At 46.7% G+C, this 21472-nt stretch carries 13 protein-coding genes, 6 tRNA genes, 3 rRNA genes and 1 riboswitch; of the genes, 19 read left to right on the top strand and 3 right to left on the bottom strand.

What is annotated here, in order from left to right:
* Positions 1-6: 6 nt before the first annotated feature.
* A complete protein-coding gene (fadB, locus tag GZK95_RS14825; RefSeq protein WP_075713479.1) occupies positions 7-2178 on the bottom strand; it encodes a fatty acid oxidation complex subunit alpha FadB in 2172 nt (723 codons plus the stop codon).
* 203 nt (positions 2179-2381) lie between these two features.
* Here fadB and GZK95_RS14820 point away from each other — a divergent pair, with 203 nt between their 5' ends.
* The 19 genes from GZK95_RS14820 (at position 2382) to thiH (ending at position 18498) form a co-directional block, all read left to right on the top strand.
* Positions 2382-3008, top strand: coding sequence for a YigZ family protein (locus GZK95_RS14820; protein ID WP_075707218.1), 627 nt, complete (start codon positions 2382-2384; stop codon positions 3006-3008).
* A 35-nt stretch (positions 3009-3043) separates the two neighbouring features.
* Positions 3044-4501, top strand: a complete 1458-nt coding sequence (locus GZK95_RS14815) for a TrkH family potassium uptake protein (RefSeq protein WP_075707220.1) — start codon at positions 3044-3046, stop codon at positions 4499-4501.
* A gap of 9 nt (positions 4502-4510) precedes the next feature.
* The gene (hemG, locus tag GZK95_RS14810; RefSeq protein WP_075713481.1) at positions 4511-5038 is read left to right on the top strand and encodes a menaquinone-dependent protoporphyrinogen IX dehydrogenase; all 528 of its coding nucleotides are present in this window, start codon (positions 4511-4513) and stop codon (positions 5036-5038) included.
* A 461-nt stretch (positions 5039-5499) separates the two neighbouring features.
* Positions 5500-7049: ribosomal RNA gene (locus tag GZK95_RS14805) — 16S ribosomal RNA — on the top strand.
* Positions 7050-7136: 87 nt separating this feature from the next.
* Positions 7137-7213 (top strand) — tRNA-Glu (locus GZK95_RS14800).
* A 2-nt stretch (positions 7214-7215) separates the two neighbouring features.
* A tRNA-Lys gene (locus GZK95_RS14795) sits at positions 7216-7291 on the top strand.
* A 10-nt stretch (positions 7292-7301) separates the two neighbouring features.
* Positions 7302-7377: transfer RNA gene (locus GZK95_RS14790), tRNA-Ala, on the top strand.
* A gap of 34 nt (positions 7378-7411) precedes the next feature.
* Positions 7412-7487: transfer RNA gene (locus GZK95_RS14785), tRNA-Val, on the top strand.
* Positions 7488-7756: 269 nt separating this feature from the next.
* A 23S ribosomal RNA gene (locus GZK95_RS14780) occupies positions 7757-10645 on the top strand.
* Positions 10646-10737: 92 nt separating this feature from the next.
* Positions 10738-10853, top strand: a 5S ribosomal RNA gene (rrf, locus tag GZK95_RS14775).
* Together the 16S, 23S and 5S rRNA genes with 6 tRNA genes alongside form the textbook arrangement of a ribosomal RNA operon.
* Positions 10854-10895: 42 nt before the next feature.
* Positions 10896-10972: transfer RNA gene (locus tag GZK95_RS14770), tRNA-Asp, on the top strand.
* 173 nt (positions 10973-11145) lie between these two features.
* Positions 11146-11222: transfer RNA gene (locus tag GZK95_RS14765), tRNA-Trp, on the top strand.
* A 518-nt stretch (positions 11223-11740) separates the two neighbouring features.
* Positions 11741-12124 (top strand): fluoride efflux transporter CrcB, encoded by a 384-nt coding sequence (crcB, locus tag GZK95_RS14760; protein ID WP_075706429.1) that lies wholly within the window; start codon positions 11741-11743, stop codon positions 12122-12124.
* A 62-nt stretch (positions 12125-12186) separates the two neighbouring features.
* Positions 12187-12285, top strand: a riboswitch (TPP riboswitch).
* Between the two features lie 154 nt (positions 12286-12439).
* Entirely contained in the window at positions 12440-14377 is a 1938-nt protein-coding gene (gene thiC / locus GZK95_RS14755; protein WP_075716520.1) for a phosphomethylpyrimidine synthase ThiC, read from the top strand.
* Positions 14377-15630, top strand: coding sequence for a thiamine phosphate synthase (locus tag GZK95_RS14750; protein WP_075716521.1), 1254 nt, complete (start codon positions 14377-14379; stop codon positions 15628-15630). Before thiC ends, GZK95_RS14750 begins: the two co-directional genes overlap by 1 nt.
* Positions 15620-16393 carry a HesA/MoeB/ThiF family protein gene (locus GZK95_RS14745; protein ID WP_075716522.1) on the top strand — a complete coding sequence of 258 codons (774 nt, stop codon included), beginning with the start codon at positions 15620-15622 and terminating at the stop codon, positions 16391-16393. Before GZK95_RS14750 ends, GZK95_RS14745 begins: the two co-directional genes overlap by 11 nt.
* The gene (gene thiS / locus GZK95_RS14740) at positions 16386-16595 is read left to right on the top strand and encodes a sulfur carrier protein ThiS (protein WP_075706425.1); all 210 of its coding nucleotides are present in this window, start codon (positions 16386-16388) and stop codon (positions 16593-16595) included. Before GZK95_RS14745 ends, thiS begins: the two co-directional genes overlap by 8 nt.
* A gap of 2 nt (positions 16596-16597) precedes the next feature.
* Positions 16598-17377, top strand: coding sequence for a thiazole synthase (locus GZK95_RS14735; RefSeq protein WP_075706424.1), 780 nt, complete (start codon positions 16598-16600; stop codon positions 17375-17377).
* 8 nt (positions 17378-17385) lie between these two features.
* Positions 17386-18498: a 2-iminoacetate synthase ThiH gene (gene thiH / locus GZK95_RS14730; RefSeq protein ID WP_075716523.1), complete on the top strand. Its 1113-nt coding sequence runs from the start codon at positions 17386-17388 to the stop codon at positions 18496-18498.
* Between the two features lie 95 nt (positions 18499-18593).
* Here thiH and GZK95_RS14725 read toward each other — a convergent pair whose 3' ends face one another.
* Entirely contained in the window at positions 18594-20384 is a 1791-nt protein-coding gene (locus GZK95_RS14725; protein WP_075716524.1) for an aminopeptidase P family protein, read from the bottom strand.
* 140 nt (positions 20385-20524) lie between these two features.
* Positions 20525-21466, bottom strand: coding sequence for a LysR family transcriptional regulator (locus tag GZK95_RS14720; protein WP_075706421.1), 942 nt, complete (start codon positions 21464-21466; stop codon positions 20525-20527).
* Positions 21467-21472: the final 6 nt, after the last annotated feature.

Raw genomic sequence — 21472 nt, 5'->3', positions numbered from 1 at the left:
CCCCGATTAAATTGAACTTTGTTGCTGTTGGCTGTAAAAACGCTCGCCTTTCTCTGCCATATCTATCAGCAGTTGCGGCACTTGATACATAGCACCTAGGTGCTGGTACTGCTTCGCTTGTTCAATAAAGGTTTCGATGCCTAAACTATCAAGATAACGGAATACGCCACCTCTAAACGGAGGGAAACCAAGACCATAAATAAGTGCCATGTCAGCTTCTTGTGCCGAAGCGACGATGCCTTGTTCAAGACATAGGACGACTTCATTGATCATTGGGATCATGGTGCGCGCGATAATGGTTTGATCATCAAAGTCTTGCTGCTCGCTGCTGATACTCTCGATCAATGGCAGGATCGCATCATCAAAATGTTTTTTAGGTTTACCTTTACGATCAACGCTATAGCTGTAGAAACCGCGACCGTTTTTCTGACCAAACATTTCAGCTTCAAATAAAGCATCAATAACGTCGCGTTCTTGTTTTGCCATCCGCTCGGGGAAGCCCTGAGCCATAACTGCTTGAGCATGATGAGCGGTGTCTATTCCAACCACATCAAGCAGGTAAGCGGGGCCCATCGGCCAACCAAACTGACGCTCCATGACTTTATCTATGTGAGTGAAATCAGCCCCATCACGCAGTAACAGGCTAAAACCGCCAAAATATGGGAACAATACGCGGTTGACAAAGAAACCCGGACAGTCATTGACGACAATAGGGGACTTACCCATTTTGGCGGCGTAGGCGACAACACGATTGATGGTTTCTTCGGACGTGTGTTGTCCACGGATAATTTCGACTAACGGCATGCGATGAACTGGGTTAAAGAAGTGCATTCCGCAGAAATTTTCTGGACGTTTAAGTGATTTCGCCAACAGATCAATGGGTATGGTGGATGTATTTGAGGTGATCACTGTATCTGCACTGACATTTTGCTCAACTTCAGACAGTACCGCCGCTTTGATTTTTGGGTTTTCAACCACGGCTTCAACAATGACATCGGCTTGTTCAATACCTGCGTAATGAAGGCTTGGTGTGATGGATGCGAGAATTCCCGCCATCTTAAAGCCATCAATTCGCCCACGTTCAAGACGTTTGTTGAGAAGTTTTGAGGCTTCATTCATGCCCAAATCTAGCGATGCTTGAGCAATATCTTTCATTAATACCGGTACACCTTTAAGAGCGGATTGATATGCGATACCGCCCCCCATAATGCCAGCGCCCAGAACTGCAGCTCTGTTAGTGTCCTTGCTGGCTGACTTAGCTGCTTTCTTGGCGATGCCCTTGATATATTGATCATTTAAAAATAGGCCAACCAGAGCACTGGCTTCTGGGGATTTCGCTAATCGGACAAAGTGGCTACGTTCTACATCGAGCGCTTCGTCACGTGCAAAACGTGCACCTTCTTCAATCGTTTTCACCGATGTCATTGGCGCTGGGTAATGCGGGCCTGCTTTTTGGGCAACCAGCCCTTTTGCCATAGTAAAGCTCATCATTGCTTCGAGCTTACTGAGCGTAAGCGGTGATGTTTTTTGCTTGCGCTTTGCCTGCCAGTCGATTTTTTCTGTAATGGCTTGGTTAAGTGTTGAGAGTGCAGACTGAACGAGAGCCTCTTGATCAACGACAGCATCGAGTAAACCAATTTTGAGGGCTTCATTAGCTCGGCAGATCTTGCCTTGAGTAATGATTTCCATCGCACTATCTGCACCGATTAAGCGGGGTAGGCGCACACAACCACCAAAGCCCGGCATGATACCTAGTTTCGTTTCTGGTAAACCAATGCTGGTGGTTTTGTCACCAATTCGGAAGTCGGTAGCGAGTACACACTCACATCCCCCTCCCAATGTATGGCCTTTTACGACTGAAATTGTTGGGAAAGGTAAATCTTCCAGTTTGGTAAAAATGCGATTGGCAAACTGGAGCCATTGGTCAAGTTCTTGATCTGGTTTGGCGAACAGACCAAGAAACTCCGTGATGTCAGCGCCAACAATAAAGGCATCTTTATCGCTGGTAAGCATTAATCCACGAATGTTGGGTGTTTGTTGTACAGCATTGAGTGCAGCGTCGAGCGACTCCAATGTCGCTAAGTCGAGTTTGTTCACCGAGTTTGGAGAGCTAAAACAAAGCTCGGCGATACCATTTTGCACTTCCTTTACATGTAGGGTATTGGCTTGGTAAATCATGTCTATCTCCGTGACATTTAATCTACTATTAGAGTTTTTTTGTTGTGGTACTTCTTGTTTCGCTTTTAGTGTGGACTTGTGAATGTTTAATTTCAATACAAATTTCAAACAAGTGTTTAACATTGTGATTTGCGTGTTCCACTCTGTTATTGCAAATCGCTCGTGATAAACTTGCGTGTCTTCGGTAATTTTTTAAGTAAATCATGAACGATACGCCCTATTTAATCCCCGCGGCTCCGGTGATTTTTGAGGAAGAGATTAAGAAAAGTCTCTTTATTACCTATTTGGCTCACACACCAAATGTTGCCGCAGCAAAAACATTTGTTGATGAGATCAAGAAAAAGCACGCGGATGCTCGGCATAATTGTTGGGGGTTTGTCGCAGGCAGACCAGAGAACTCAATGATGTGGGGTTTTAGTGATGACGGTGAGCCTTCAGGAACCGCGGGTAAGCCGATATTGGCGCAGCTTTCGGGTTCTGGTGTGGGCGAAGTTAGTGCAGTCGTTACCCGTTACTATGGCGGTATACGTCTCGGTACAGGGGGATTAGTCAAAGCGTATGGTGGGGGCGTGCAGCAAGCGCTTAAGCTGCTTCAAACTATGGAGAAAAAAATCACCACATTGATTAAGCTCCAGTTAGACTATGGTTTTATGCCAGTCGCACAATCATTATTTAGCCAATTTGGTGTACTGGAAGTTGAGGCACAATACAGTGATGAGGTTGAACTAACGCTCGAAATTGAAGTGCGAGAGTTAGAGGCATTTACTCAGACCATCATTAACAAAAGCGGTGCTAAAGCCGTAATTACCCCTGTTAAAGGGATTGAATAGGAAGTCGGAAGCCTAGCTTCACACATCATTAAGCAATGCAATTTCGATCAATTATCCGCATCGTAGGGTTGTTACTTGCCCTGTTTAGCGTCTCTATGCTCGCCCCAGCCTTGGTAGCTTTAATCTACCGAGATGGTGCAGGCGTGCCATTTGTCACGACTTTTTTCGTTCTACTGTTCTGTGGTGTCGTTTGTTGGTTTCCCAACCGAAGGCATAAGCATGAACTCAAAGCTCGTGATGGCTTTCTAATTGTTGTTCTGTTCTGGACAGTAATAGGCAGTGCAGGTTCCCTGCCTTTCTTACTCTCCGACAACCCCAATATTTCAGTGACTGACGCCTTTTTTGAATCCTTTTCTGCACTGACAACAACGGGGGCAACAGTCATTGTTGGACTTGACCACTTACCAAAAGCGATTCTGTTTTATCGCCAGTTTCTACAATGGTTTGGTGGTATGGGGATCATTGTGCTTGCTGTAGCGATTCTCCCAGTGTTAGGTATCGGTGGTATGCAGCTTTACCGAGCAGAAATTCCAGGCCCGGTAAAAGACAGCAAAATGACGCCACGTATTGCTGAAACCGCAAAGGCACTTTGGTATATCTATCTGAGTTTAACCGTTGCTTGTGCCGTTGCTTTCTGGTTAGCGGGGATGACACCGTTTGATGCGATAGGGCATAGTTTTTCGACGATAGCGATTGGTGGTTTCTCTACCCATGATGCCAGTATGGGTTACTTTGATAGCTATGCGATCAATATGATTACTGTGGTGTTCTTGTTGATATCGGCGTGTAACTACTCATTGCATTTTGCTGCATTTGCATCCGGTGGTGTTCACCCTAAGTATTATTGGAAAGACCCTGAGTTTCGCGCATTTGTCTTTATCCAAGTGCTGTTGTTCTTAGTCTGTTTTTTAATGCTGCTTAATCACCACTCATATGACACCATTTATGAGGCATTTGATCAGGCGTTATTCCAAACAGTTTCAATATCAACCACTGCAGGTTTTACAACCACGGGATTTGCTGAGTGGCCATTGTTTCTGCCAGTGTTGTTATTATTCTCCTCTTTTATAGGAGGCTGTGCAGGGTCGACAGGCGGCGGGATGAAGGTTATCCGTATCCTTTTGCTGACATTACAAGGTGCGCGAGAGCTGAAACGTTTGGTTCATCCTCGTGCGGTTTACACCATTAAGCTCGGTGGTAGTGCGCTTTCACAGCGGGTTGTGGATGCGGTGTGGGGATTCTTCTCTGCCTATGCATTGGTTTTTGTCGTCTGTATGCTGGCATTGATAGCGACAGGCATGGACGAGTTAAGTGCGTTCTCTGCGGTAGCCGCGACACTTAATAACTTAGGGCCAGGCCTTGGAGAAGTGGCATTGCATTTTGGTGAAATCAACGACAAAGCGAAGTGGGTGTTAGTTGTATCAATGTTGTTTGGGCGCCTAGAGATTTTTACGCTGCTAATTTTGCTTACACCAACATTTTGGCGTAGCTAAGGATATTAAGTGAAAAAGGTTTTATTTCTATACTCTTCCCAGGAAGGGCAGACAGTTAAGATTCTCGAGTATATCGAAAAGCATTTGGCTGACTATCAATGTGAGCTAATCGATCTGCATAAAGTGGATAGCGTTGACTTCTCTTTATATGAAAGAGTGTTGATTGGTGCTTCTATTCGTTATGGCAAGCTGAATAAAAAGCTCTATCAGTTTATTAATCGCAATATAGAACAGCTTGAACAGAGTAAAGTGGCATTCTTTTGTGTAAACCTCACTGCAAGAAAAGAAGATCAAGGAAAAGATACCCCGGAAGGAAGTGTCTATATTAAGAAGTTTTTGCGTTTATCTCCTTGGCAACCAAGTTTAATCGGTGTCTTTGCTGGTGCGCTGTACTATCCAAGGTATGGTTGGTTCGACAAAATGATGATTAAGCTGATTATGACTTTAACTGGAGGCGAGACGGATACCAGTAAAGAAGTCGAGTATACCAACTGGGAAAAAGTCTCTTTATTTGCCGATAAGTTTAAACAATTGTAAACAAAACCGCCTCTTTTGGCGGTTTTAGTCTATTTATTCACCGAACGATAAAAAAACGCAAAAAACTTTCAAAAAGGTCTTGCCAAAGAGATCTCGTTCTCTATAATGCGCCCTCGTTGACACGGCAAAGCTTCGAAGCTTCGGTTTCGAAACAAAATATTGTCGAGTTAGCAAGGTCACTTAGCCAAGCGAAATGCTTGAAAAAAGTTTGAAAAAAGTGGTTGACACTAAACTTTAACTCGCTAAAATGACCGTCCGTTTTGAGGAAACTCAAACGGAACGCTCTTTAACAATATAAACCTATCAATCTGTGTGGGCACTCGTTGATGATAATCCAAATTAGAAGCTTAGGCTTCAAATTAGATTTCAATGAAACGAAGTGACCATTGCTAGAAATAGCAGCACAGTCAATTCAAACATTACTATGTAATGTTCAGTATTCATTGAGTCGACAAAATCTTAAATTGAAGAGTTTGATCATGGCTCAGATTGAACGCTGGCGGCAGGCCTAACACATGCAAGTCGAGCGGCAGCGACATAAACAATCCTTCGGGTGCGTTTATGGGCGGCGAGCGGCGGACGGGTGAGTAATGCCTAGGAAATTGCCCTGATGTGGGGGATAACCATTGGAAACGATGGCTAATACCGCATAATGCCTACGGGCCAAAGAGGGGGACCTTCGGGCCTCTCGCGTCAGGATATGCCTAGGTGGGATTAGCTAGTTGGTGAGGTAAGGGCTCACCAAGGCGACGATCCCTAGCTGGTCTGAGAGGATGATCAGCCACACTGGAACTGAGACACGGTCCAGACTCCTACGGGAGGCAGCAGTGGGGAATATTGCACAATGGGCGCAAGCCTGATGCAGCCATGCCGCGTGTATGAAGAAGGCCTTCGGGTTGTAAAGTACTTTCAGTCGTGAGGAAGGTTCATGCGTTAATAGCGTATGGATTTGACGTTAGCGACAGAAGAAGCACCGGCTAACTCCGTGCCAGCAGCCGCGGTAATACGGAGGGTGCGAGCGTTAATCGGAATTACTGGGCGTAAAGCGCATGCAGGTGGTTAGTTAAGTCAGATGTGAAAGCCCGGGGCTCAACCTCGGAATTGCATTTGAAACTGGCTGACTAGAGTACTGTAGAGGGGGGTAGAATTTCAGGTGTAGCGGTGAAATGCGTAGAGATCTGAAGGAATACCGGTGGCGAAGGCGGCCCCCGGACAGATACTGACACTCAGATGCGAAAGCGTGGGGAGCAAACAGGATTAGATACCCCGGTAGTCCACGCCGTAAACGATGTCTACTTGGAGGTTGTGGCCTTGAGCCGTGGCTTTCGGAGCTAACGCGTTAAGTAGACCGCCTGGGGAGTACGGTCGCAAGATTAAAACTCAAATGAATTGACGGGGGCCCGCACAAGCGGTGGAGCATGTGGTTTAATTCGATGCAACGCGAAGAACCTTACCTACTCTTGACATCCATAGAACTTAGCAGAGATGCTTTGGTGCCTTCGGGAACTATGAGACAGGTGCTGCATGGCTGTCGTCAGCTCGTGTTGTGAAATGTTGGGTTAAGTCCCGCAACGAGCGCAACCCTTATCCTTGTTTGCCAGCGAGTAATGTCGGGAACTCGGGGAGACTGCCGGTGATAAACCGGAGGAAGGTGGGGACGACGTCAAGTCATCATGGCCCTTACGAGTAGGGCTACACACGTGCTACAATGGCGTATACAGAGGGCAGCCAACTTGCGAAAGTGAGCGAATCCCAAAAAGTACGTCGTAGTCCGGATTGAGTCTGCAACTCGACTCCATGAAGTCGGAATCGCTAGTAATCGTGGATCAGAATGCCACGGTGAATACGTTCCCGGGCCTTGTACACACCGCCCGTCACACCATGGGAGTGGGCTGCAAAAGAAGTGGGTAGTTTAACCTTCGGGAGGACGCTCACCACTTTGTGGTTCATGACTGGGGTGAAGTCGTAACAAGGTAGCGCTAGGGGAACCTGGCGCTGGATCACCTCCTTATACGATGATTATTGCGATGAGTGTTCACACAGATTGATGGTTTATAAAGTTTAAGAGAAGAAGAGTACCCATACTCTTCAATCCAGTGTCCCGTTCGTCTAGAGGCCTCAGGACACCGCCCTTTCACGGCGGTAACAGGGGTTCGACTCCCCTACGGGATACCATTGGGTCGTTAGCTCAGTTGGTAGAGCAGTTGACTTTTAATCAATTGGTCGCAGGTTCGAATCCTGCACGACCCACCATTTTCTCGATGGGGCTATAGCTCAGCTGGGAGAGCGCCTGCCTTGCACGCAGGAGGTCAGCAGTTCGATCCTGCTTAGCTCCACCATTCGAGACTTCTTCCACAAGAAGTAAAATAATGTGGGCGATTAGCTCAGTTGGGAGAGCACCTGCCTTACAAGCAGGGGGTCACTGGTTCGAGCCCGGTATCGCCCACCATCTTTAAGCGCATTCGATGAGTGCTTTTAAAAATGGTTTCTTTCTTTAAGTAGAAAGTAAAATCTAGCTCTTTAACAATTTGGAAAGCTGACAAAACAACAATTTATTGTTGTTTGTAAAGTTCTCAAAGTATTCATTTATGAATACACAAAAACACATTCAAGTGTTCTTGGAATTTGAGTCCGGCAAAATCGAGTCTGCATCATGTATAAAAATTGCAGACAACTTTGGTGACTTGTTCATCAACTCGAAACTCCTTCGGGTTGTATGGTTAAGTGACTAAGCGTACACGGTGGATGCCTTGGCAGTCAGAGGCGATGAAGGACGTATTAACTTGCGATAAGCCCAGATTAGGCAGTAAAAGCCACTTGAGTCTGGGATTTCCGAATGGGGAAACCCACTTACATAAGTAAGTATCGTTATGTGAATACATAGCATAACGAGGCGAACCGGGGGAACTGAAACATCTAAGTACCCCGAGGAAAAGAAATCAACCGAGATTCCGAAAGTAGCGGCGAGCGAAATTGGACTAGCCCTTAAGCTTTACACGCGTTAGACGAACGGTCTGGAAAGTCCGACGATACAGGGTGATAGTCCCGTAGTTGACGATGTGTGTTCAGTGAAATCGAGTAGGGCGGGACACGTGTTATCCTGTCTGAATATGGGGGACCATCCTCCAAGGCTAAATACTACTGACTGACCGATAGTGAACCAGTACCGTGAGGGAAAGGCGAAAAGAACCCCTGTGAGGGGAGTGAAATAGAACCTGAAACCGTGTACGTACAAGCAGTAGGAGCAGGCTTTGTCCTGTGACTGCGTACCTTTTGTATAATGGGTCAGCGACTTATATTCAGTGGCAAGGTTAACCATCTAGGGGAGCCGTAGGGAAACCGAGTCTTAACTGGGCGTTCAGTCTCTGGATATAGACCCGAAACCAGGTGATCTAGCCATGGGCAGGTTGAAGGTTGAGTAACATCAACTGGAGGACCGAACCGACTAATGTTGAAAAATTAGCGGATGACTTGTGGCTAGGGGTGAAAGGCCAATCAAACCTGGAGATAGCTGGTTCTCCCCGAAAGCTATTTAGGTAGCGCCTCGGACGAATACTACTGGGGGTAGAGCACTGTTAAGGCTAGGGGGTCATCCCGACTTACCAACCCTTTGCAAACTCCGAATACCAGTAAGTACTATCCGGGAGACACACGGCGGGTGCTAACGTCCGTCGTGGAGAGGGAAACAACCCAGACCGCCAGCTAAGGTCCCAAATTATAGCTAAGTGGGAAACGATGTGGGAAGGCTTAGACAGCTAGGATGTTGGCTTAGAAGCAGCCATCATTTAAAGAAAGCGTAATAGCTCACTAGTCGAGTCGGCCTGCGCGGAAGATGTAACGGGGCTAAGCTATAAACCGAAGCTGCGGCAATAACTTTTAGTTATTGGGTAGGGGAGCGTTCTGTAAGCCGTTGAAGGTGTGTTGTAAAGCATGCTGGAGGTATCAGAAGTGCGAATGCTGACATGAGTAACGATAAAGGGGTGAAAAACCTCCTCGCCGGAAGACCAAGGGTTCCTGTCCAACGTTAATCGGGGCAGGGTAAGTCGACCCCTAAGGCGAGGCCGAAAGGCGTAGTCGATGGGAAACGGGTTAATATTCCCGTACTTCTTACAATTGCGATGGGGGGGACGGAGAAGGCTAGGTGGGCCTGGCGACGGTTGTCCAGGTTCAAGTGCGTAGGCTTAAGAGTTAGGTAAATCCGGCTCTTTCTAAGGCTGAGACACGACGTCGAGCTACTACGGTAGTGAAGTCATTGATGCCATGCTTCGGGAAAAGCCTCTAAGCTTCAGATTGTAAGGAATCGTACCCCAAACCGACACAGGTGGTCGGGTAGAGAATACCAAGGCGCTTGAGAGAACTCGGGTGAAGGAACTAGGCAAAATGGTACCGTAACTTCGGGAGAAGGTACGCTCTTGACGGTGAAGTCCCTTGCGGATGGAGCTATTGAGAGTCGCAGATACCAGGTGGCTGCAACTGTTTATTAAAAACACAGCACTGTGCAAAATCGTAAGATGACGTATACGGTGTGACGCCTGCCCGGTGCCGGAAGGTTAATTGATGGGGTTAGACTTAGGTCGAAGCTCTTGATCGAAGCCCCGGTAAACGGCGGCCGTAACTATAACGGTCCTAAGGTAGCGAAATTCCTTGTCGGGTAAGTTCCGACCTGCACGAATGGCGTAATGATGGCCACGCTGTCTCCACCCGAGACTCAGTGAAATTGAAATCGCTGTGAAGATGCAGTGTACCCGCGGCTAGACGGAAAGACCCCGTGAACCTTTACTACAGCTTGGCACTGAACATTGACCCTACATGTGTAGGATAGGTGGGAGGCTTTGAAGCACGTACGCCAGTATGTGTGGAGCCGTCCTTGAAATACCACCCTTGTAGTGTTGATGTTCTAACGTCGACCCCTAATCGGGGTTACGGACAGTGCCCGGTGGGTAGTTTGACTGGGGCGGTCTCCTCCCAAAGAGTAACGGAGGAGCACGAAGGTGGGCTAAACACGGTTGGACATCGTGTGGTTAGTGCAATGGCATAAGCCCGCTTAACTGCGAGAATGACAATTCGAGCAGGTACGAAAGTAGGTCATAGTGATCCGGTGGTTCTGTATGGAAGGGCCATCGCTCAACGGATAAAAGGTACTCCGGGGATAACAGGCTGATACCGCCCAAGAGTTCATATCGACGGCGGTGTTTGGCACCTCGATGTCGGCTCATCACATCCACGGGGCTGAAGTCGGTCCCAAGGGTATGGCTGTTCGCCATTTAAAGTGGTACGCGAGCTGGGTTTAGAACGTCGTGAGACAGTTCGGTCCCTATCTGCCGTGGGCGTTGGAGAATTGAAAGGGGCTGCTCCTAGTACGAGAGGACCGGAGTGGACGAACCTCTGGTGTTCGGGTTGTGTCGCCAGACGCATTGCCCGGTAGCTAAGTTCGGAATCGATAACCGCTGAAAGCATCTAAGCGGGAAGCGAGCCTTGAGATGAGTTCTCCCTGATACTTTAAGTATCCTAAAGGGTTGTCGGAGACTACGACGTTGATAGGTCAGGTGTGTAAGTGCTGTGAGGCATTGAGCTAACTGATACTAATTGCCCGTGAGGCTTAACCATACAACACCCAAGGGGTTTTGATGGACTCAAAGAAAGAACAAAACTTGATTGTGTAGAGAACACAAAAACAGCTTTCCGAATTAAAGAATTTGCTTGGCGACCATAGCGATTTGGACCCACCTGATTCCATGCCGAACTCAGAAGTGAAACGAATTAGCGCCGATGGTAGTGTGGGGCTTCCCCATGTGAGAGTAGGACATCGCCAGGCTTTATATTATGGACACTTGCTTGATAGCGAGTAAGCCACTGCGGAGTGGTAGTTCAGTTGGTTAGAATACCGGCCTGTCACGCCGGGGGTCGCGGGTTCGAGTCCCGTCCACTCCGCCACTTATTAAGAAACCTCGCTTTTGCGAGGTTTTTTTGAATCTACGATGTGATAAACTGTAATTTCTACAGGGTTATAGCTCCAATTCGAAAGAATAAGAGTAGCGGATTCCCCCAGTCGTTGAATTAGGGCGTGCTGAGAGTTCGAATCTAACTATCACGATGTAGAGACATTTAGGGGTGTAGCTCCAATTGGCAGAGCAGCGGATTCCAAATCCGCGTGTTGGGAGTTCGAATCTCTCCACCCCTGCCATATACGAAAGCCTCGTCGAAAGACGGGGCTTTTTCGCATCTATCGCTTTTTCAAAGCGAGTGTTGGGAGCTGGGGCGCCAGCCCGGTCGAATCTCTTCACCCCTGCCATATACGAAAGCCTCGTCGAAAGACGGGGCTTTTTCGCATCTATCGCTTTTTCAAAGCGAGTGTTGGGAGCTGGGGCGCCAGCCCGGTCGAATCTCTTCACCCCTACCATCTTCGAAAGCTTCGGCAGAAATGTCGGGGCTTTTTCGTATCTATTAGAAAATAAATTGGAACACTCTGTATCTGTGGTACTTTGTTTTTCGACTCTTAATTCCCATCTCTACATTCTCTAGTTCTTCTGCCAAATTCGTCGCGCAGCTTTCCAAACCATACATTCGCCTTTATATTCCCGTTAAAGTGACTACTGTAACTTTTTCAATCTATAAGCTTTTATCGGGTGAATATTTAGTTTGTAGGCTCGAAATTCTGTCTGTTATGGCTACAATATAGCCACTAACAGTTTTGGGGGATTTATGGGACAGCTTTCCATTTTAGGGTTTATCGCACTGGGTGGTGCGTTTGGTGCATGTTCACGATACTTAGTCTCAGAACTATGCGTCACATTATTAGGACGTGGTTTTCCATACGGTACGTTGACCGTTAACGTAGTGGGCTCGTTCATTATGGGTTTGCTGATCGCAGCCTTTGAAAGTGAGATTATGTCGATAGAACCTTGGCGCCAGATCATTGGCCTTGGGTTTCTTGGGGCGCTAACTACATTCTCGACTTTCTCAATGGACAATGTTTTGCTAATGCAGCAAGGAGCATTCTTTAAGATGGGCCTAAACGTACTGCTTAACGTGTTTTTGAGCATTTCAGCGGCGTGGCTGGGTTTTCAATTGCTGATGAAATCTTAACAATAATTTAAATATTTTCGCACAGGTCGGCTTGGTTTAGACCGACCAAATGCTTATAATTGCATCACTTGTCGGAGTGCCATTGGGCTGAGACCGTTAATTCGGGATCCGTTGAACCTGATCAGATTAGAATCTGCGAAGGGAACAGGAGAAGATATTATACCTAGGGAGTTTTCTATTTCCCCTAGTGTTCCTATCAACATATCGATGTTGTGCTTAGGTTGCTATAACCTAATTTTCGATACCTCTTGTCATACCGTTCCGCCAAGCATTTTTATCCCATACGTTTATATAAAATGAGCAAGGAAAAATGCTATGTCGAGTCGCAAGCAAGCGAGACTGGAAGCTAAACAATTTATTGATACTCTCTCAGTACAGCCTTACCCAAATTCACATAAGGTGTACGTTGAGGGTTCCCGCCCTGATATTCGAGTACCAATGCGTGAAATCTCATTGGCAGATAGCCTTGTAGGAGGCAGCAAAGAAGCCCCTGTATTCGAGCCTAACGAGTCTATACGTGTTTATGATACATCTGGCCTCTATACCGATCCTGAGCATCAAATTGACCTCTACAGTGGCTTACCGAAGCTTCGTGAGCGATGGATTGAAGAGCGTAATGATACAGAAATCCTTGATGATGTGAGTTCGGTTTACACCAAAGAACGCTTAGCTGATGAAACTCTTGATCAACTTCGTTACGGTAATCTACCACGAGTAAGATGTGCTAGTGACGGTAAATGTGTAACTCAACTTCACTATGCTCGCCAAGGCATTATTACACCAGAAATGGAATATATCGCTTTGCGTGAAAATATGGGGCGCGCTCGTTATCGAGATGAAGTCTTAGTTCAACAACACGCAGGTCAAGGTTTCGGCGCTAACTTACCCAAAGATATTACTCCTGAGTTTGTACGTAATGAGGTTGCAGAAGGGCGGGCAATTATTCCGTCTAATATTAACCACCCAGAGTCGGAACCCATGATTATTGGGCGTAACTTTTTAGTCAAAGTTAACGCTAACATTGGTAACTCGTCGGTCACCTCATCGATTGAAGAAGAAGTGGAGAAACTGGTTTGGTCTACCCGTTGGGGAGGCGACACCGTTATGGATCTCTCTACTGGTCGCAATATTCATGAAACGCGAGAGTGGATTCTACGCAATAGCCCGGTACCGATTGGCACGGTTCCAATGTATCAGGCTCTTGAAAAAGTGAACGGTATCGCCGAAAACCTCAATTGGGAAGTGATGAGAGACACGCTTATCGAGCAAGCTGAGCAAGGGGTCGATTACTTTACTATCCATGCAGGTCTGCTTTTACGCTATGTACCGATGACGGCAAAACGTGTGACTGGGATTGTTTCTCGCGGTGGATCTATTATCGCTAAGTGGTGTTTAGCTCATCATCAGGAAAGCTTTCTCTACACCCATTTCCGCGAGATTTGTGAAATTTGCGCTAAGTATGATGTTGCACTCTCTCTTGGTGATGGCCTTAGACCGGGTTCAATCGCTGATGCGAATGATGAAGCGCAATTTGCCGAGCTCAGAACGCTGGGAGAGCTAACCAAGATAGCTTGGGAGTATGATGTGCAAGTGATCATTGAAGGTCCAGGGCATGTGCCTATGCATATGATCAAAGAAAATATGGAAGAACAGCTTGAGCACTGTCATGAAGCGCCATTTTACACTCTTGGTCCTCTGACTACAGATATTGCTCCGGGCTATGACCATATTACTTCTGGGATTGGGGCGGCGATGATTGGTTGGTATGGCTGTGCCATGCTTTGCTATGTCACCCCGAAAGAGCATCTTGGTTTACCAAACAAAGAAGATGTTAAGACGGGCTTGATTACTTACAAGTTGGCTGCACATGCTGCGGATCTAGCGAAAGGGCATCCTGGTGCACAAGTACGTGATAATGCTTTGTCAAAAGCTCGTTTTGAGTTCCGTTGGGAAGATCAGTTTAATCTGTCACTTGATCCAGAGACGGCGCGTAGCTTCCATGATGAAACACTCCCACAAGAGTCGGGTAAAGTTGCGCATTTTTGTTCTATGTGTGGCCCCAAATTCTGTTCAATGAAGATTTCTCAAGAAGTTCGTGAATATGCGAAAGACACGGAGCAGGTCGCGGCTGATCAAGCTATTGAGATAAAAATGCTCAACGATCCATTGGAAGGTATGCGCCAGAAGTCAGCGGAGTTCCGTGCGACTGGCTCGGAACTTTATCATCCAGCAGTCAGTTCAGAGGCAGAGTAATGACGGTCTCTATACTGGTTCCATCGAGTAAGATTGAGTTAACTGGTGAGATTCAACAAGCCCTTATATTAGCCAAACAGCAAGGTTTGGCTATTGGTCATATTGAACTGGGAGTAAGCTCGACTCAATATCTGTTGATTCAAACCGAGCAGTCAGAACTTGTTATTGGCAGTGATCTTTGGTCATGTTCATCAAGGGATTGTGACTGTTATATCGAGTATCACAGCGATCAATTAAACCATCCAATTAAATCGAATACGGTTTATCTAGGTATGCGCGATGGTGCTCGCTGGCTAGATATTTGGACTCATTCGCAGAGTGTGAAAACTCGTGCTCTTGCTTATATGGTTGAATCACAACCATCAGAATACGATTGCCATCTAGCTTGGATAGTGGCTTTACTTAGTCTTGATTTCCCCCTTGAAGACTCTCTGACTCTTGCTCGTAGCAAGATGAATGTTTCACGTGAAACATGGCCAAGTGACTACCAATATTTTCCCCAACCAGTGCTTGAACACAAAGCGTTAGGCATTTCTGTGGGATGGATTGCCTCCTCATTCCAACAGCCATTTGGTAATGTCGATGAGACTCAGTTGGGGTTGTATCCTGTCGTGGATAACGTTGAGTGGGTGGAAAAACTGCTGAAGTTAGGCATTAAGACCATCCAATTAAGGGTTAAAGACCCCAATGTTCCAGATTTAGAACAGCAAATCATAGACGTGATTGAACTCGGCAAGCGACATCAAGCTCAAGTCTTTATCAATGACTACTGGCAACTAGCGGTTAAACACCGAGCTTATGGTGTTCACTTGGGGCAAGAAGATCTTGAAGTTGCCAATATCTCTCAATTGCACAGGGCTGATATTCGTTTAGGTTTATCGACGCATGGCTACTATGAGTTGCTACGTATTGTGCAACTTAAGCCTAGCTATATCGCTCTTGGTCATATTTTCCCTACCACAACCAAACAGATGCCCTCAAAACCGCAAGGTTTAGTCAGGTTAGCCTTATATCAGGCGTTGATTAACACTATACCGAAGGTAAACACAGAGTGTCAGTTTGGTTATCCCACCGTGGCAATCGGAGGGATAGATCTGACTAATGCTGAACAGGTATGGCGGTGTGGCGTGACCAGTTTAGCGGTGGTAAGAGCGTTGACACAGGCTGAATCACCCCAAGATGTTATTCGACAGTTTGATGACATTATGCAAAGTGGAGTCTTGTCGACAGAGGAGGTGATGGATGTTAACTGATGAACAGTTTCTCCGTTATCAACGTCAAGTAGCTCTGCCAGAAATTACCGAGGCGGGTCAGCAGCGTCTATTTCAATCCCATGTCCTTATCATCGGTTGTGGTGGTCTAGGTAGTGCGGCTGCGCTCTACTTAGCCGCAGCCGGTGTTGGGCGACTGGTATTAGTTGATGACGACCATGTGGATCAGAGCAACCTACAGCGGCAAGTGGCTTACCGAGATTATGACATTGGCACTAACAAGGTCTGCGCCATTTCGCGTCAATTATCTCAGCTTAATCCGGAAGTGAGCTTGCGTAGTATCGCTAAACGGATGGATGAATCTCAGCTTAGCCTCGAGGTGATGCTGGCGGATGTCGTGCTGGATTGCAGTGACAATATTGCCACGCGCCAAGTTGTTAACCGCGTCTGCTACACTCAACGCACGCCACTAATCTCTGCTTCAGCAATTGGCTGGCAAGGCCAGTTCTCAGTCTTCGATTATCAACAAGACAAGAGTTGCTACCGCTGCCTATATCCATTTGATGAACTAAATTCCGATCACTCTTGCGTCAATAGCGGTGTCATTGGTCCGGTTGTGGGAACGCTAGGGAACTATCAAGCCTTAGCGGCAATTCAAAAGCTTTCCTTAGGCCAGTTCCTGTTTGAAACCAGTGAGATTCACTTATTTGATGGTAAGTCTATGCAGTGGCAAAGACTCGCTATTCCCCAAGATGAAGAGTGCGCTATTTGTGGAGATAAGATCAAGGAAGCGAACTATGACTGAAATCACTATCACGATTAATCAGCAAGTACAGAGCATAAAAGCGGAAAGCAATCTCGAACAAGTGATCGACCTTTTGTCGTTACCGCAACAAGGCTGTGTTTTTGCTATCAATAATCAAATCATCCCACGCACTAAATGGTCGGCGACGACGCTAAGCCAAGGGGATGCTATTTCACTCTTTCAAGCCATCGCGGGAGGTTAGCCATGAGTTTCACTAAGCCGTTAAAAATAGCAGATAAAACCTTTGAGTCCCGTTTGTTTACTGGCACGGGTAAGTTTGCAAATAGCACGATTATGTCTGAAGCAATTGAGGCATCGGGCTCACAACTGGCAACCATGGCATTAAAGCGAGTCGATGTGCACGACAAACACGATGATATCCTTCAACCATTAGTGAGCTCAGGTGTTAATTTGCTACCCAATACTTCGGGCGCAAAAAACGCTAAAGATGCCGTTTTTGCTGCTCACTTGGCTCGTGAAGCCCTTGGCACTAATTGGCTTAAGCTTGAGATTCATCCTGATCCCAAGTACTTGATGCCAGACCCTGTTGAGACTCTTATTGCTGCCGAGCAATTGGTTAAAGATGGTTTCGTTGTTCTACCTTACTGCCATGCAGACCCAGTTTTGTGCAAGAAACTGGAAGAGGTCGGTTGCGCAGCAGTTATGCCGCTTGGTGCTCCCATAGGATCAAACAAAGGCATTGTCTCTCATGACTTTGTTGAAATCATAATTGCTCAAGCGAGGGTTCCGGTGATTGTTGATGCGGGAATAGGTGCGCCTTCCCATGCGGCGATGGCGATGGAGATGGGGGCTGATGCGGTGTTAGTTAACACGGCGATCGCCACTGCTGCACAACCTGTCGCGATGGCACGGGCATTCAAACTGGCGGTAGAAGCGGGGCACCTTGCGTATGTTTCTGGGCTGGCAGGGAAAGCCTCATATGCGGTTGCCTCGAGCCCATTGACTTCATTTCTTGATGAGTGAGGCAGTGCATGAGCTTTTTACAATCATTTAGGCAACTCAACTGGGATGACATTTCGTTATCTATTAGGAGTAAATCCGCAAATGACGTATTGCGCGCGCTGAACTCGTCTAAACGCGATCTTGAGGATTTTAAAGCACTTATTTCACCTGCTGCGGAACCTTACTTAGAGCAGATGGCACAAGCTTCTTTTGCTTTAACTCGTAAGCGGTTTGGCAACACCATGTCGCTTTATATACCACTTTACCTTTCAAATCTGTGTGCTAATGCTTGTAGCTATTGTGGCTTTTCGATGGAAAATCGCATTAAGCGTCGTACTTTAAACAAGGCAGAAATTGAAGCTGAAGTTGGTGCAATAAAAGCGATGAAGTTTGATAGTGTTTTGCTCGTCACTGGAGAGCATGAAACCAAAGTAGGGATGGGTTACTTTCGCGAAATGCTGCCAGTGATAAAGCCACATTTCAACTATCTCGCGATGGAAGTGCAGCCACTCGACCAAGTCGAATATGAGGAACTGAAGAGATTAGGACTAGATGCTGTGATGGTGTATCAAGAAAGCTACCATCCTTCTACCTATGCAGAGCATCACTTAAGAGGCAATAAGACCAACTTCGAATATCGCCTAGAAACACCAGATAGATTGGCAAGGGCAGGTATCGACAAGATTGGGATTGGTGCACTAATAGGATTGGAAGATTGGCGTACTGATTGTTTTTATGTTGCTGCTCATCTTGACTATTTAGAGCGAACTTATTGGCAAACGCGTTACTCGATATCGTTTCCGCGCTTGAGACCCTGTACCGGTGGTTTGCAGCCGAAGTCGATCATGACGGACAGACAACTAGTACAACTCATTTGTGCTTATCGATTGTTAAATCCGGAAGTTGAACTCTCACTTTCAACTCGCGAGAGCGAAGTGTTTCGTGATCATGTTTTACCGCTTGGTATTACCAGCCTTTCGGCGGCTTCCAAAACTCAACCTGGCGGCTATGCAATGCAAGATGCTGAGTTAGAGCAATTTGAGATTAGTGACGAGCGCAGTGCGGCTACCGTGGAAGCGATGATTCGGAGTAAAGGGTTTGACCCAATTTGGCGAGATTGGCACTCCGCATACTCAGGTTAAATAGTGTTTCACGTGAAACATAAAAGGCTCCTAACGGAGCCTTTTGTTTATCAAATCACAGGCCGGTTATGCCTATTCTCTAATCCGGATAGTTGTTAATGACTTAGGGCACGAGTCGCTTCGCGCAGCCATTGCTTAACTTGTTCATCATCGATCAATAGGTTGAGATCTTGCCAGACTTTCTCATGGTAGCTATTAAGCCAAGCGAGTTCAGGGCGAGTCAGCAGATTGACATCAATATTACGTAGATCGATAGGGCATCGAGTTAACGATTCAAAAGCCAGTACGGAGAAATCACCTTGTGTAGACTGTTCAACAACCAACTCGAGGTTCTCAATACGAATACCAAATTGATCAGCACGGTAGTAACCAGGTTCGTTCGACAGCACCATACCTTTGACTAGAGGTACATCAATCAGTTTTTTAGAGATGCTTGCTGGACCTTCATGAACACTTAGAAAATGCCCAACGCCATGACCAGTGCCGTGGTCATAGTCAAAACCTTCAGCCCACAAATGTTGACGGGCTAAAGTGTCAAGTTGGAAGCCGCGTGTTCCTTGTGGGAAGCGCGCACGAGCAACACCAATATGGCCCTTCAACGCTAAGGTAAACTGCTTGATCATTTCAGAGCTTGGCTGGCCAATCGCAATAGTACGGGTAATATCAGTCGTACCATCTAAATACTGACCGCCTGAATCAACTAGGTACAAGCTATCCATAGTTAACTGACCAGGTTGAGGCTGGTTTTCATGATTGTAGTGACACATCGCGGCGTTGCTGCCAGCTGCAGAAATAGTATCGAAGCTCAAATCCATTAAGGTAGGATCTTGGCGACGAATAGACTCTAGCTTGTCTGCTAGCACAGCTTCGTTGTGTAAGTTACCCTTAGCGACTTCACTATCTAACCAGCTTAAGAAATGCACCATCGCGACACCATCTCGAATATGGCACGCTTTCATGCCTGCAATCTCAGTGGCGTTTTTGGCCGCTTTCGGCATTAGACAAGGATCAGCAGCACTGATTACTTGTGCACCTGAATTCTGTAGTACCAGTTTGAACCAAGCATTGCTTGTAGCAGGGTCAACAAGCACTTTGGTTCCGGCAAGAGACTCTAGTCGCGACTCTAATTGTTGTGGTGCAAATACAGACACACCATCACCAACGTGCTGTGCGAAATCTTCTGGTACTCGAGAAGGATCTAAGAAGAACTCTACATTACCGTTGCTGTGGAGAATCGCGTGTGAAAGCAGTACTGGAAGACGAGATACGTCAAGGCCGCGAATATTGAGTAACCAGCAGATGGAATCTAGAGCAGTGATCACAGCGCTATCTGCCCCTTGCTTTACCACTAACTCGGCAATTTGTTGGCGCTTTTCAATACTGGCTTGGCCGACTGCATCGGTCTTCATTAGACGTACATCAGACAATACTGGTGCTGGGCGATCAGACCAAAGTTCATCGATTGGGTTAGCGTCAAGAATTTGCAACTGGTGGTTTTTACTAAGCTTGGCTTGCGCACTCTCTAGCCAAGCGCCGCTGTGCATTCGTGGGTCGATGGCAACGCTACCACCTTGAGCTACTCGCTCCGTAATCCAATCAAGAGCTGGTTCATTAATAAGATGGCGATACTCGAATAACTCGGCTGGCACCTGCTTGGTGACTTGAACAGTGTATCGGCCATCAACAAAAATAGCGGCAGCTTCACGAGTAATCACGGCAACGCCCGCAGAACCTGTAAATCCAGTTAGCCAATGGAGGCGCTCATTGTGCTCTGGCACATACTCACCCAAGTACTCATCTTCATGTGGGACGAGTAAAGCATCAAGGTTTTGCTGAACAAGCCATTGTCTAATGGCGGTTAAACGCTGTTCAGTAGTTGTTAGCATCGTTTTAATCCTTCAATTGTTCTGGTCGCGCCAAAAGCGACAATGGAGAATAAGCTACTCTTTTTGGCGCGAGGCTGCAAACGTTCACTGAGAGGATTACTACGCTTTGATTTTGACCTATCTACAAGGTGTAAAGGGAACTACCTCAGAGAGTCTGTTTTGTCGCGAATCATCGCTCTAAGCCATGAAAGTGCGGGGTCATTTTCTCTATCTCGATGCCAAAATAGTGTGTATGCCATCGGAGGAAATTCTAGTGGCAATGGAAGCACGGCTAAGTTAAGTTGCTTTGCCGCCAAGTGGACAAAGTGACTTGGTGCAGTAAAGACGAAGTCGGTGTAGCTACATAGACTTGCAGCACTATTAAAGTCAGGGACTGTAATCGCAATATCACGCTCTTTGCCCATATCAGCGAGTCGATAGTCCAACAGCCAACGATCATTTCCATCACAGCGTACTTGTACATGACGCTGTTTAAGATAATTTTCCAGATTCCAAGCACGTTGCAGGGCTGGGTGATTGTTGCGTATCAGACAGACTTGGTTATCACGATAGATCTCTTGTTCACATATATCGTGGGGTGGCAGCATCGTCAATTTGGCATCGTTGATATCGATATCCTTGCCGGTAATACCAAGATCAAGCTCGCCACGTTGCAGCAAAGAAAATGTTTGCTCACTCCAAGGGTGAGTGCTGATAGTTACATTTGGCGCTTGATTGAAAATGTGTGGTAAAAAATGAGGCAGGATTAATGGGTAAACGCTTTCAACTGCGGCTATCTGAAAGCGGTAATCACTGGTATCTGGAGTAAACTGTTCCGGTTGAGTGAGTAACTCTAACTGATGGATCAGAGAATCTAATTTTGGTTTGAGGAACAAGGTCTTTGGCGTCGCGGTTAGACCATGAGAGGTCCGGACGAAAAGAGGGTCATCAAACTGCGCTCTGAGTTTGGCGAGGTTTTTACTCACTGCGGACTGAGATAAGCAGAGTCGACTCGCGGCGCGAGTCACATTGAGTTCTTCAATCAATACCTTGAGGCACACCAACAAATTGAGGTCGATACGCGCAAGTTTTTCAATGTTCATAGGTAT

Origin of the sequence: Vibrio panuliri (assembly GCF_009938205.1) — a bacterium.
Taxonomy (GTDB): Bacteria; Pseudomonadota; Gammaproteobacteria; order Enterobacterales; family Vibrionaceae; genus Vibrio; species Vibrio panuliri.
The sequence above is the reverse complement of the archived record's forward strand: the minus strand, read 5'-3'. Positions and strand labels throughout refer to the sequence as shown.

Excerpts from the sequence above, each read along its gene's own strand:
- fadB (WP_075713479.1), bottom strand. The coding sequence starts at position 2,178 with ATGATTTACCAAGCCAATACCCTACATGTAAAGGAAGTGCAAAATGGT.
- GZK95_RS14820 (WP_075707218.1), top strand. The coding sequence starts at position 2,382 with ATGAACGATACGCCCTATTTAATCCCCGCGGCTCCGGTGATTTTTGAG.
- GZK95_RS14815 (WP_075707220.1), top strand. The coding sequence starts at position 3,044 with ATGCAATTTCGATCAATTATCCGCATCGTAGGGTTGTTACTTGCCCTG.
- crcB (WP_075706429.1), top strand. The coding sequence starts at position 11,741 with ATGGGACAGCTTTCCATTTTAGGGTTTATCGCACTGGGTGGTGCGTTT.
- thiC (WP_075716520.1), top strand. The coding sequence starts at position 12,440 with ATGTCGAGTCGCAAGCAAGCGAGACTGGAAGCTAAACAATTTATTGAT.
- GZK95_RS14750 (WP_075716521.1), top strand. The coding sequence starts at position 14,377 with ATGACGGTCTCTATACTGGTTCCATCGAGTAAGATTGAGTTAACTGGT.
- GZK95_RS14745 (WP_075716522.1), top strand. The coding sequence starts at position 15,620 with ATGTTAACTGATGAACAGTTTCTCCGTTATCAACGTCAAGTAGCTCTG.
- thiS (WP_075706425.1), top strand. The coding sequence starts at position 16,386 with ATGACTGAAATCACTATCACGATTAATCAGCAAGTACAGAGCATAAAA.
- GZK95_RS14735 (WP_075706424.1), top strand. The coding sequence starts at position 16,598 with ATGAGTTTCACTAAGCCGTTAAAAATAGCAGATAAAACCTTTGAGTCC.
- thiH (WP_075716523.1), top strand. The coding sequence starts at position 17,386 with ATGAGCTTTTTACAATCATTTAGGCAACTCAACTGGGATGACATTTCG.
- GZK95_RS14725 (WP_075716524.1), bottom strand. The coding sequence starts at position 20,384 with ATGCTAACAACTACTGAACAGCGTTTAACCGCCATTAGACAATGGCTT.
- GZK95_RS14720 (WP_075706421.1), bottom strand. The coding sequence starts at position 21,466 with ATGAACATTGAAAAACTTGCGCGTATCGACCTCAATTTGTTGGTGTGC.